This window comes from Ligilactobacillus sp. JN-6 (Y).1 (genome assembly GCF_058111525.1).
The window spans coordinates 1,645,272-1,658,235 of sequence record NZ_CM176599.1 but is presented as its reverse complement, the minus strand read 5'-3'; the positions used below and the strand labels follow the sequence as shown (position 1 = coordinate 1,658,235).

Here is a 12,964-nt window from a genome sequence, read left to right as displayed (position 1 = left end):
CCTTTCGAACAACAAAGACAATCATACCAAGCATCAGACTGACCGTCAATACTTTTTTTAATTATTTCCATCACTATTTAAATGACGAATTTTACTACAAAAAAACAGTACGAATGAGCGATTTTTAATCTAAAAAATAAAACAATTAACTACAAAGTTCGCATTAAAATGTTTGATCTCATTTCTGGTTTAAATATCTTTTGAACATTAATAACAAAAAAACTACTTAAATAAAAAATAGAATTTCTCTAAAACCATTTAAGTAGTTACAAAAATTATTTAGTGATTTTTTCAACACCATTCATATATGGGCGAAGTACTTCTGGTATCGTAACTGATCCATCTGCATTTTGATAATTTTCTAACACGGCAGCCACTGTCCGGCCAACAGCAAGTCCTGAACCATTTAAGGTATGCACAAAATTCAATTTACCATTTTCGTCACGGTACTGAATATGTGCACGTCTTGCCTGAAAATCCTCGGTATTAGAGCAACTGGAGATCTCACGATAAGTATTTTGAGCGGGCATCCAAACCTCTAGATCATGTGTCATAGCGGCACTAAAACCCATATCCCCCGTCGATAACGTGATAACATGATAAGACAACCCGAGTTTTTCCATGATACTACCTGCATTAGCGGTCATTTTTTCCAATTCATCATATGAGTCTTCTGGCTTAGTGTACTTTACCATCTCAACTTTATTAAACTGATGCATACGTATTAAGCCACGAGTATCACGACCAGCACTACCCGCTTCAGAACGAAACGATGGGCTTAACGCAGTCACATAGACTGGCAACTTCTCATCGGGGATCACTTCTCCACGATAATAGTTAGTTAATGGAACCTCAGCAGTTGGGATCATTGTCATCTCTTGTCCTTGTATCTGATAAACATCTTCTTTAAACTTAGGAAATTGTCCCGTCCCAAACATTGAAGCGTCATTCACGATATACGGAGTGATCATTTCCGTATATCCTTCTTTTTCATGCTCATCCAACATAAAATTATATAGAGCTCTTTCTAACTTCGCACCTAAACCTTTGTAATAAACAAAACGTGCACCAGAAACCTTAGCACCGCGTTCAAAATCTAAAATATCTAGATCTTCACCAATATCCCAATGTGCTTTGGGCTCAAAATCAAACTTAGGTGGTATCCCAACCTTCCTTAACTCGACGTTAGAATTTTCGTCTGGCCCAACCGGAATACTTTCGTTAGGTAAATTAGGTAAACGCGCGGCCATGTCATTAACTACTTCCACAGCATGGTCAGCTTGTTCATCTAGTTCTTTGATCTGTTGACCAACTGCGCGCATTTTAGAAATTGCAGGTGAAGCATCTTCTTTATTGCGTTTAGCTTGTGCGATCTGTGCCGAGACTTCGTTACGCTGTCCCTTTAACTGTTCAGTTTGGCTTAGTAACTCCCTACGTTCCTTATCCTCGGTCAGCAAATTATCAATTTCTTCAGGAGCAACACCACGAGTGCCCAAACGGCGTTTAACTTCATCCGGTCTTTGTCTGATCATTTTCACATCTAACATAATACATTCCTCCTAGTACTTACTAAATTTCGAAAAATACTTCGTTCGTTAAAAAAAAGCCTTTCATCCCACAATTGGGACGAAAGGCTTTCTTATTTCGCGGTACCACCCAAGTTCGAATATTACTTCGCACGCTACTGAATAACGGTTTCCCGTGCAGCATTACCTGCCCATCAAAAAATACATTGGAATTTCAGCTTCACAGTTTCCACCGGCCACTATGTCTCTTTAATGCTTACTTAAGATGTATATGACGTTTATTTATTCGATTAACTTAAATATAAGCGAAAGTTTTAAAAAGTTCAAGACTCATTACCTTTTTTTTCTGCTATAAATTCATGTGGGGTTAAATCGACTTCCTCCAAAGGTATCAATTTGGTCTTGTGTTTGACTTTATAATAAATATATAAGACCAAAAATAGAGGAACTGACATGTACGAAAATAGTATAGCTTGCCAATCAAAGTGGGCAAAAGAGTCTAGATCTTGTCCAAGGATCACCAGGATACATAAAATTAAGGCTAACAGGGGACCAAATGGGAACCACTTGGCATGATAACTAAGTTCAGAAAGATCATGACCTTGAGCCCTAAACGCTCTTCTAAACCGGTAATGCGATAACGCTATCCCGACCCAAGCAATAAAGCCGCTCAAACCACTGGCACTAACAAGAAAATTGTAGATCCGATCACCAAATATACTTGTAGCAAAAGTGATCAATCCAATAGCAGCAGTTCCTAACAAAGCAGGCATCGGGATCCCACGCGTATTCACTCGTTTAAAGATCTTTGGTGCATCACCTGAAGCACCTAATGAAAACAGCATTCGCGTCGAAGCATACATACCAGAATTGGCCGCAGATAAAACAGACGTCAAGATGACAGCATTCATTACTCCAGCTGCACCAGCCAATCCCGCACGGCGAAAGACCAAAGTAAATGGACTGATCGTAACATCTGCAGCGTCAGACCCTAACAAATTAGGGCTGGTATATGGGATCAAAGCTGCAATTACAAAAATCGATAAAATATAGAACAGGATTATCCGCCAAAAGACCTGTTTAACTGCCTTGGGAATGCTTTTGCCAGGATTTTCAGACTCACCAGCAGTTATACCTATCAATTCTGTCCCTTGGAATGAAAAACCGGCAACAACAAAGACAGATAAAATTGAAGGGATCCCACCAACAAAAGGAGCTTTTTTATAGACAAAGTTTTCCAAATATGTAGCATGACCATCCATGATACCAAAAATTGTCAAAAAGCCGATCACTAAGAAAATAATGACAGTGACTACTTTGATCAATGCCATCCAATATTCAGCTTCCCCAAAGGAATTAACTGATAAGGCATTAATAATGAAAATAATGACTAGAGCAATCAAGCTGAATACCCAACTAGGAACATGGGGAAACCAAAATTTAAAAACTAGTCCAACTGTAGAAATATCCACAGCTAGTGTGATCGCCCAATTAAACCAATAATTCCATCCCATCGCAAAACCCATTGCTGGATCCACGAAACGCCGGGCATAAGTTGCAAAAGAACCAGTAACTGGCAAATAAGTCGCCATTTCACCTAAAGATGTCATTAAAAAGAAAACCATTAAGCCAATACCTATATACGCAACTAAAGCACCTCCGGGCCCCGCCGTTGATATCGCAGACCCACTAGCAACGAATAAACCGGTCCCGATACTTCCGCCCAAAGCGATCATCGAAACATGTCTTGTCTTCAATGACCTTTTAATACCATTAGCTCCTTCTTTTGTCTCAGCAGCCTGCTGATCAACTCCCGAAAGATCTTGTTTCTTCAAAATTGTTCCCTCCAAATAAAATTTTTCATTCGAAGAGGCGACCAAGAAAATAATAAAGTAACAAAAAACGCAGCTTTCATAATCGAAAACCGCGTCATCCGTTATCCTATCAATAATCATCCCGTAAAAACGGTAAATAACATCTCGATAGCGCCCCGTGAAAGTATTCCTTCACGACAGTTCCCAACATTTTATGTTGAGCCCCAGTCACCAACGAGGAAAATCATTGCCAACTTCGGCGGTCTTTCCTTTCAGATAACCTCCGCCTTTTTCCCGACTAGATCATCGTACTGATAAAAACCGCAACCTCTTTTCGATATTGCATATTATAAGACTAACACCGTAAAAATAACAAATAAAATATTTTAAGTGTTATACTATCTTTATTATCTCAACAAAAATAATGCTGACCAGATTTTATAAATAAGGATCTTAAGATTCAGAGTGTCTGATCTCAGAGTCCATCTCACCCAATTCAAAATCATGTTCCATGAATTCTTTATTATCAAATGGAAAGTGTTGTTCAACACTTGCGAAAGGTTGGACAGTCAAAACACCCTCACTTACTGTAAAATCAAGTAAATGTCCGCCCATTGTTCTCTCATCATTTATATAATGCAAGTGAAAGCCTGCAGAAGCCATACCTTGAAAAAGTTCAGGTGAAAAGTAGCCAATGACCGTTCCCTGGCTAGCACTTTCTTCAAAGATCGCCTGTTTATCGGCAACTTCTCCCAAGGTTGGATAAGGCCGTTTTTGAGCAGCAACTGCTCTCGCTTTAACATGAGAAAATTTACCCTTGATCTTGACAGCAAAGAAAACATTTTTCAATGCTTTTTTGTTAAAAATATGTTGTCCTATGTCTGCTTTGGCAAGGTCAGCTACCTTGCTTCCTGCCGCATTTGGATCGTCAAAATGAACAGTTGCAAACGGAACTAAGGTTTCAGCCGGTAAAACATCGATGTGGCCATCGCTTTTTACCAAATACGGAGTACCCTCTAAAACGATCATTTCACCACCTAATCCAGCGGCTGTACCGATACCTGTATCACCATTTTTCAAGAGTTCCCCAATAGGAAAAGTTCCATCAAACAAGCCAGGAACTAAAGTCGCTAATGTGCCGTGTTGATATACTTTAGAATAATCTTGTACCACAATAAATCCTCCTCCTAAATCTTAATTCTCGAATCATTGTTATTAACCTAACGCAGTTGATCGTCCAACAATTGTTCACCAAGCTCATGATTGAAACTGTAATCGACCGGTATGTCAACTACTACTGGACCCGCTGTTTTAAATGCCTTATCAAGGACCTTACCTAAGTTTGCCGCTTTATCTACACGTAATCCCTTAGCACCAAAACTTTCAGCATATTTTACAAAGTCTACCGGTCCAAACTTAACAGCGGCCGGAGTTCCATATTTCATTTCTTCTTGAAATTTTACCATATCGTAATTGCCATCGTTCCAAATAATGTGAACGATATTTAAATCAAGGCGAACGGCAGTTTCAAGATCTTGGGCAGAAAACAAGAAGCCGCCGTCACCCGAAACTGATACTATCTTAGTTTTAGGACGAACTAATGCCGCCGAGATCGCCCACGGTAATGCCACTCCTAAAGTTTGCATACCATTACTAAATAGTAAATGACGCGGCTCATAGCTACGGAAGTGTCTTGCCATCCAGATATAAAAACTGCCGACATCAACTGTCACTGTCATTTCATCTGTCACACGTGCCTGCATAGCATGGATCACCGAAAGAGGATGGGACCGAACTTGCCCTTCTTCTAATGCAGGCGGTTCATCTCGTGACTTGAGCTGATCACGTAACTGTGCCAAAAAAGGCAACGATCGTTCCGGCATCTTGAAACCTTTCATGTATGGCAGTAAGAATTCTAATGTCTGTGAAATGTCTCCAACTAACTCGCGTTGTGGTTGGAAATTCTTATCCAATTGTGCACGCATTGAATCTATCACCACGATGCTTCGATCGGCATTAGTATTCCAGTTGCGCGGTTCATATTCAACTGGATCATAACCGATCGCGATCACAAGGTCACTTTCCTTAAGCAGCCTATCCCCGGGTTGGTTACGAAAGAGTCCAACACGCCCGAAAAAATCATCTTCTAATTCACGTGAAATAATACCCGCACCTTGGAAAGTTTCGACAACGGGCAAGTGAGTATCACGTACTAAGTTTCGGATCGCATCCGTAGTACGCGTATCAGAAGCACGCATCCCGACTAACAAAACTGGTAATTTAGCTTGCTTGATCCGTGCAGCTAACATTGTAGATTCGATCGGACTTGCAGGGCCTAAGATCGGTGAAGGGATCGGTGCCAAGACATCAGTTTCTACTTCACTATCGGTCACATCTTGGGGAATGGAAACAAAACTTGCTCCTTGTTTTGCTCCCTCAGCTTCTTGATAAGCATTAGCGATAACTTCTGAAATGTTATCTGGATCTTGAACTTCAGCATCATACTTCGTGATCCCAGTAAAAACAGAAGTATTATCCATGCTTTGGTGAGTCTGTCGTAATAAATCAGTCCTTTGTACTTGCCCAGATAAAGCCAGTACTGGGTCTCCTTCGGTAGTAGCAGTTGCCAAACCTGTAGCTAAATTAGATGCCCCTGGGCCAGAAGTAGTGACCACAACACCAGGTTGTCCCGTGATCCTTCCAATACCCGCAGCCATAAAAGCAGCATTTTGTTCGTGGCGAGTCAAAATAAACTGCGGCGCATTTTTAGTGGTCGGATGATCAAGTTTTTCAAAGACTCGATCGATCTTTGCCCCAGGTATTCCAAAAACATACTTAACATCGTGATTGATCAAACTATCGACCACTGCATCAGCACCATAATACTTTTTTTCTTTTTCTGTCATTATTTTTACTCCTCTTAATGATCCACTGAAAATTCTTAGACTTTAAAGCCGTAATGCTCTGTTCTTTTACTTTAACACAAATATTTAATTTAAATTTTTAATATCTTCCACACGCAAATCATTCCAATCGACTAAGGGGATCTCGTCGACCTTAAACGTTTGCCACAAAATATCTTGCACCGTGGTATTCCCAATGTAATCTGACCACTGTTGATCAGCTTGATGAAAAACACTAGTGATCGCGCTATCTGCTTGTTTGGCCAATGAAGGGAAATCCTTAAAGGCGCGCACGAAAAAACCTAGATCTGGAAAAGTATCGACTGACCCTTCTGTAGCATGATAGATCTCTAACAACGTAATATTATCTGGCTCTTTAGCCAATGAAAAACCACCGCTGTTTCCAGAAACAGAAGTTATCAAGCCCTCGACCACAAGTTTACGCATTATTTTGTGCAAATATGTAGCCGACCCTCCCAAAGTTTCATTAATGACACCTGAAGAAACTGGGATATCTCTTTTTTGGGTAGCCAGCAAAGCAACAATACATGCGGCTTGTTCAAATCCTTTCGTCAATTGCATTATCTCAAAACCTTTCTTCCTTTTGAATTAACATTTTAACATAAAACAACTCCAAGATTTTTTTCTCCGGGTGAAAAACATCGAAAACTTCTCTTTTTCTTTGAAACTCAAACCCATTCTTTTGTAAGACCTTTTGTGATCTTAGATTGTCTGCATATACGCGAGCTTGTAAAAAGTTAACTGCTTTTTTTCTTTCTATTTCACAAAGAGCTGCCAAAGCCTCAGTCATATAGCCCTGACCCCAATAATTTTGGTGCAAAGCATAGCCAACTTCACGGCCACCTTTATCGATCACACCATCCGGTTTGATGAGTTGGAAGGCTCCGATATTCCCTATAACTTTAGTAGAACTTTTTTCTTCCAAAGCTAAGACACCGTCACGAAAAAGTACTCCTTCAAAAGAAAGAGCATCCGTTTTAGTTCTTAAGGGTCTAAAATTAGCTCGTTTAGCAACCTGCTCTTGTGAGCCATACTCTAATATATCCCGCCAATCCGCATCATGAAATTGGCGCAGTATCAATCTTCGAGTCTCCATCATACTAGGCTCCTTTACTTCTCGAAAAGTTGTTTTGCTCACAAAACCATTCCAAGGTACCGACCGCTAATTTATCTATCATGCTTGTTTTTATTCTTTTTTCTTGGATCTTTAAATGTATAATTCGACTTAGTACGCCGTTGCGGCATCGTTGCGATGACCAAGGCTATCAGATCACCACCTGGAAGAAAGAGTAAAAGTGCCAAATAACCTGGTAATTCAATATCGTGTAATCTTCTAACCATAGCAGTCAATAAAGCAACATAAAAAAATGCTATCCAAGCTGCTATACCAAGCTTATAAATATTTCCTTCAGCGCCAGACATCAACGGCCCCAATAAGGATGCTAATAAACTGATAACGAGACCGGCTGGCATTGATAATAAAAAGCCCCCACAAAGACCGTACCAAAAATCAGCTCGCCCCATTCTTTTATTAACATTTACCCAATCTTTAAGGAACAATTTCGTGGAAGCCACGATCCCTGGTCGAAACGATTCGTTTTTCCCCAAAACATGAACTTCGATCCCTTCTTTTTTAGCCATCTTGATAAATTCTTTTAATTTTTGGGGATCGCTAATGTCGACCGTCGGGATCTCTGATTCCTCCTTTTGATCGTCTTGTTTTTCCTGTTTTTCAACAGGTTGTTTTAATTCTTTCAATAAGATCTCGGCTTGATCTTGACCACAGTAATAGCAATAATTAGCCGAAACTGAGATCTGCTTTTCACACTTCTTGCAATTTTTCATCTCGCCTTCATTGGCCATAGTCTTTTGCTTAGTTCCACAAAAAGAACAACGCTCTCCACTACTTTCGTTCTTGCTACCACACTTTTCGCAATAAAACATTGCTAGTTTTAACATCCTTTCTTACAACGTGTTCAAATCAAAAAATTTAACTTACAATAAAATATTGCTTTTTCATAAAGTATCAAATGTAAATAAATCATTAGGATCCTTTACCACTCTGTATTATATCACGTTTCTCAACCGGCTCAGATAATCAGCTATAAAGTCGCTGCTTAACTATTAAAAATATAAGCGTTTTTAAATTTTTACTTATTATGCAGTATAATACCTTGTATGTTACCATTTAAGAACTTATGATGTTCAAGTCAGCAATAAAAAGTTTACAATGAAGCTGATCAAGACTAGATACATACAAGATCCTAAATTGTAGGGATCAAATTAGTTTCACTATGTTCAAAGATCACTCTCCTTTTTCCTAAAGCAGTTTTTCTTTGACTTTGTAACTTCCAGGAGGAATTTTATGCCACAACGTAGATCTCAATATGATGAACCATTTGATGAAGACACACAAACTGAGGAACCTCTGAAAAGAAAACATCGCTCACCGCACCATCGTTTAAAAGGATGTTTTTTCTGGTTCCTATTATTTTTTGTAGTTATCCTCCTAGCTGGAGGGCATTATTTACACCAAAAATATCAAACTGCGCATTCTACGATCAATATGATCCATAAAGAAAGCGGGATCAAAAAAGCACGTGATGCAAAAACAGCTCTCAAGCATGGTCGTCCAATTTCTATTTTATTGATGGGAACAGACACCGGGGCTTTAGGCCGTTCATTTAAAGGACGAACGGATACTTTAGTTTTAGCTGTTTTAAATCCGCAAAATAAATCAATGAATTTAGTCAGCTTGCCGCGTGACACTAAAGTGGCTGTTTATGGTCATGAAAGTGACTATCCTTCTAAATTGAATTCAGCTTATTCTTATGACGGTCCTGCATCTGCAGTCCAGACGGTACAAAAGTATTTAAACGTACCGGTCGATTATTACGCAACTATCAACATGGGCGGTCTTGAGAACCTGATCAACGCAGTTGGTGGGGTCAATGTTTCTCCTTCCTTATCATTTTCATATGGAGGTTATTCATTTACTAAAGGGCAAAAAGTACATATGGATGGAAAAAAAAGCCCTGGCTTATGTAAGAATGCGCCATTCTGACCCACAAGGCGACTACGGACGTCAAGGACGTCAGCGTCAAGTCCTAATGGCAGTGGCAATGGAAGCTACTCAAGTCGACAATCTGTTGGACGAGAAATTTTTAAATACCGTTTCTAAGCAAATGACAACAGATCTCAGTTTTACTGACATGTTATTGTTAGCCGCAAAATACCGCAAAGCCACACATCACATGAACTCAACTTATTTGCAAGGTCAATCGGAAATGATTTCTGGACAATCTTTTGAAGTACCAGAAGAAAATGAAAAACAACGAATAACTAACCTTTTGAGAAAAGCACTTGATTTATCAGCGGCTCAAACGGGAAGTACTCTAGATCCTAATAATCAAATAAACATCAATTAATGACAAAATAAAGAGCTTCGTTAACATGTGAAGTAACATATGCCCACAACACCAGAAGATTGTTTGGCGACTGTGCTTTACTTCAGGTTAACGAAGCTTTTTTGGAAAATAAAAAGCAAGCCCAAAAGGACCTGCTCCTAACTTTAATTTTTTAATTAGTCTTTAACAACATTAGCTGCTTGTGGGCCACGGTCGCTGTCTTCAACATCGAATGTTACATGCTGACCTTCGTCCAAAGTCTTGAAGCCTTCACCCTGGATAGCTGAAAAATGTACGAATACATCGCTACCGTCTTCACGTGTGATAAAGCCATAACCTTTGTCTGCATTAAACCATTTTACTGTTCCTTGTTCCATTATAATGGATCCTCCTTGTTGCGCCTTTCGGCACGTATATTGTAATTCTAGTCGGCGCTTTATGGAGGAAATCGTGAAACATCCTTACCAAAAAAACCTATTCAAACTACATAAAGAATTATAACACAGCCTTATGGTAATTGATACAACTAATTTGAACTAATTGACAAAAATATAATGAGCTGCATTGTAACTGATACTGACTTCTTCACCAGAACCTACTAATTTTACCTTGATCGGTCCCTCAAACGGAACATGCTCTATGACCGTGAATGTGTCGCCAATGTTCAGTTGGATCTCATCAAGATATGTTAATAACTCATGATTATCAACAAAACGATCGACAGACTTAGTGGAACCATCAGCAGCATCGACTAGTAGATCATAACTTTCCTCTGCATAATCTCCATCGATGCTTGGGATCATTCCGCCATGCGGACAATGTTTGGGGTGGCCCAAAAAGTCATCCAAATGTTGAACCAAATTGTCACTAGTGGCATGTTCCAGCACCTCAGCATCATCATGAACATCTTGCAATTTGTAATTTAACTTATCAACTAAGAAAGTTTCCCATAACCGATGCCGGCGTATCAAATTTTCCGCGATCTTGATCCCATTGTCTGTTAACGAGATCCCTGCATACGGTGTATGGATAACTAATCCTTCGCTAACTAATTTAGCAACCATTTCCGTTACCGAGCCAGCCGCGACATTTAGGCCCTCAGCGATTTGCTTGTTACTAACTTTGCGCTGCTTACCACCAAGTTCGAACATAATTTTTAAATAATCCTCTTTTTTAGGGGTCAAATTATTCACCTCATGTATAAATTTATCAATTCTGCTTGCCCTTTTAGTGATCTTCCACACCTCGTAAATATTTAAGAACATTATCTAAATCTTGCGGCAAGTGGCTCTCAAATCCTAATCTTTTATCTGTAAACGGATCAACAAAGCCTAGCCTGCTTGCATGTAAGGCTTGCCTTGTCAGACCTAGATCAGTCCGGCCTCCGTATAACTCATCACCGATCAACGGATGTCCTAAATAACTAAAATGCGCCCGGATCTGATGAGTCCTTCCAGTATGAAGCTGTATTTCGACTAAGGTTGCAATATTACCAAGGTCCTCTAAGACCCAGTATTCCGTTTTAGCTGTCTTACCTGCTTCATTGACTTCCTGAGCAAAACTTTCAGGGGCCTGCTGCAGAGGCTGATCGATCAAGTCGTGCTTTTCAGTAATATGTCCCTCCACTAGAGCGATATATTTCTTAGTTACACTATGATCTTCCATTTGCTTATTGATCAGCCCTTGCGCAAAACGATGCTTGGCTACCAAAGTTAAACCGCTAGTAAACCTATCTAAACGAGTTAAGACGTGGGGCACTAGGTCCTTTGAATTTTGAGCAACTAAATAGCCCTTGACTCGGTTTACCAAAGTATCACTACGGTCACTTGGCCCTGGAACACTATTCAAGCCTGCCTGTTTATCGATCACTAACCAGTTCGTATCTTCGTATACGACATTTAACTGTCCATCGCTTGGTGGTACAGCATTATCAGGCTTCTCAGGGTCTAATATCAAAGTTACAGCACATGGCCCCGACAATGAATACCCTAAATTTTGCGCATGATGATCTACCAAAACCTTCCCCTGTCTGTGCTTGATCGTCCTAAACATGCGGTGGCTTACTCCATGCTTTGACAAAAAAACTTTAACAGTCTCTTTTCCATGATCATCTTTTTGCCATGTGAACTTCATTAACTAGTCCCTTTCACTTCAAACTATTGTTTTTGCTAAACACTTCTTTTATTATAGCAGAATTCTTTCGCTTCCAACCATTACAGCCTAGATTCAAAGCCTAATTTTTCTAATAAATCTCCCTAATAAAGCGATCAATAATAATCCTAGTCCAACATAACTGAAAACACTAGCGTAATGGGTAAAGACAGCAGTTACTGCATTGCCATAATCAATTATGAACGATCGGTACATCCCGATCGACGCGGCAAAGTTTTCAACTAACCCACTGACTTTGACCAGTTCGGTCAACAACCACACTATCAAACCGATCACCAGAAAGGCGATCCCGGAGTAATATGAAAATCTAAAAACTGATCTTGTTTGGACAAGAAGCAATACCGCTAAAATTGTACTTAATATCATACCCCACAGATACATACTTTGCAGGATGTTTTGCGATTTCTTAAACATTTGAGCAGCCTTTGACAATAAAGAATTATTGATCTGGTTATTCATTGCGGCTTTGACCTGTGCGATAAAATTGCTTTTATAACTCAAAAAATTTTCACTTTGAGTCGAGATCCCCTGCCTGTTAGCTTGTTTCATAAAGTTGTCTTCTACTTGCCCGACTATTTTTGAAGGAGCCAATAGCTCCTTTTTACCAGCGTACAAGTTATCGATCGTCTCACTAAGATCTTCTTTGATCTGTTGTTTAGAGATCAAATCACCTGATAGTTCAAAACCTGCATCTGTATCTGTAGTAAAAGAATTAATAGAAGCAGAAATGCCCTTATGCAAAACTGCAACATTTTCGTTACTGATCAACTCTTTTGTGGTAAAATTCTTGCTTAGAAAAGAATTTTTAGCCATGATCCCCAACAAGGTACACATCAATGTCAATGACAAAAAGAACGTGATCAGTTGACTAAGATCATGTGAAGGCGGTTTACTTTGAACAAAATGCTGTTTGCCTTTCCGTCTGAATTCGTTTTCTTGTTGAGCCATTCTACCACTTCCTTTTACTGAATCACCCTGTTTTTATAATAGCACAGGGTGAAGTCAGAATTAAAATGTCCACTCTTCGTATTTCTATAAAAGATCTCTCTAATTAACTTTCCAGTTTGTGCTGTTTCGATCGTTTAAGTTATAATAAACCATGTTTATTTTAGAAAGGATCA

11 protein-coding genes, 1 pseudogene and 1 riboswitch are annotated in these 12,964 nt (G+C 39.4%); of the genes and pseudogenes, 1 reads left to right on the top strand and 11 read right to left on the bottom strand.

Features of this window, described 5'->3' with window-relative positions; all coding sequences use genetic code 11:
• Positions 1-275: 275 nt before the first annotated feature.
• From serS to AC3XNE_RS07590, 7 genes are all read right to left on the bottom strand, one after another.
• Positions 276-1,547 carry a serine--tRNA ligase gene (serS, locus tag AC3XNE_RS07620; protein WP_489831499.1) on the bottom strand — a complete coding sequence of 424 codons (1,272 nt, stop codon included), beginning with the start codon at positions 1,545-1,547 and terminating at the stop codon, positions 276-278.
• Between the two features lie 302 nt (positions 1,548-1,849).
• Positions 1,850-3,295, bottom strand: coding sequence for an amino acid permease (locus AC3XNE_RS07615; protein WP_489833392.1), 1,446 nt, complete (start codon positions 3,293-3,295; stop codon positions 1,850-1,852).
• A gap of 206 nt (positions 3,296-3,501) precedes the next feature.
• Positions 3,502-3,682, bottom strand: a riboswitch (Lysine riboswitch).
• Between the two features lie 111 nt (positions 3,683-3,793).
• A complete protein-coding gene (gene budA, locus AC3XNE_RS07610; RefSeq protein WP_489831498.1) occupies positions 3,794-4,513 on the bottom strand; it encodes an acetolactate decarboxylase in 720 nt (239 codons plus the stop codon).
• A 47-nt stretch (positions 4,514-4,560) separates the two neighbouring features.
• Positions 4,561-6,246, bottom strand: coding sequence for an acetolactate synthase AlsS (gene alsS / locus AC3XNE_RS07605; protein ID WP_489831497.1), 1,686 nt, complete (start codon positions 6,244-6,246; stop codon positions 4,561-4,563).
• An 84-nt stretch (positions 6,247-6,330) separates the two neighbouring features.
• Positions 6,331-6,825: an Rrf2 family transcriptional regulator gene (locus AC3XNE_RS07600; protein WP_489831496.1), complete on the bottom strand. Its 495-nt coding sequence runs from the start codon at positions 6,823-6,825 to the stop codon at positions 6,331-6,333.
• Between the two features lie 4 nt (positions 6,826-6,829).
• Positions 6,830-7,363: a GNAT family N-acetyltransferase gene (locus tag AC3XNE_RS07595; protein ID WP_489831495.1), complete on the bottom strand. Its 534-nt coding sequence runs from the start codon at positions 7,361-7,363 to the stop codon at positions 6,830-6,832.
• Positions 7,364-7,431: 68 nt separating this feature from the next.
• On the bottom strand, positions 7,432-8,208 hold the full coding sequence (locus AC3XNE_RS07590; RefSeq protein WP_489831494.1) for a DUF805 domain-containing protein: 777 nt from the start codon (positions 8,206-8,208) through the stop codon (positions 7,432-7,434).
• A 421-nt stretch (positions 8,209-8,629) separates the two neighbouring features.
• Here AC3XNE_RS07590 and AC3XNE_RS07585 point away from each other — a divergent pair.
• Positions 8,630-9,692: pseudogene (locus AC3XNE_RS07585) on the top strand (LCP family protein).
• Positions 9,693-9,847: 155 nt separating this feature from the next.
• On the opposite strand, the gene AC3XNE_RS07580 reads toward AC3XNE_RS07585, so the two are convergent.
• The 4 genes from AC3XNE_RS07580 to AC3XNE_RS07565 form a co-directional block, all read right to left on the bottom strand.
• Positions 9,848-10,048 carry a cold-shock protein gene (locus tag AC3XNE_RS07580; protein WP_206463917.1) on the bottom strand — a complete coding sequence of 67 codons (201 nt, stop codon included), beginning with the start codon at positions 10,046-10,048 and terminating at the stop codon, positions 9,848-9,850.
• Between the two features lie 159 nt (positions 10,049-10,207).
• Positions 10,208-10,855 carry a metal-dependent transcriptional regulator gene (locus AC3XNE_RS07575; RefSeq protein WP_489831493.1) on the bottom strand — a complete coding sequence of 216 codons (648 nt, stop codon included), beginning with the start codon at positions 10,853-10,855 and terminating at the stop codon, positions 10,208-10,210.
• A gap of 43 nt (positions 10,856-10,898) precedes the next feature.
• On the bottom strand, positions 10,899-11,804 hold the full coding sequence (locus tag AC3XNE_RS07570) for an RluA family pseudouridine synthase (RefSeq protein ID WP_489831492.1): 906 nt from the start codon (positions 11,802-11,804) through the stop codon (positions 10,899-10,901).
• Positions 11,805-11,897: 93 nt separating this feature from the next.
• Positions 11,898-12,791: a hypothetical protein gene (locus AC3XNE_RS07565; protein ID WP_489831491.1), complete on the bottom strand. Its 894-nt coding sequence runs from the start codon at positions 12,789-12,791 to the stop codon at positions 11,898-11,900.
• Positions 12,792-12,964: the final 173 nt, after the last annotated feature.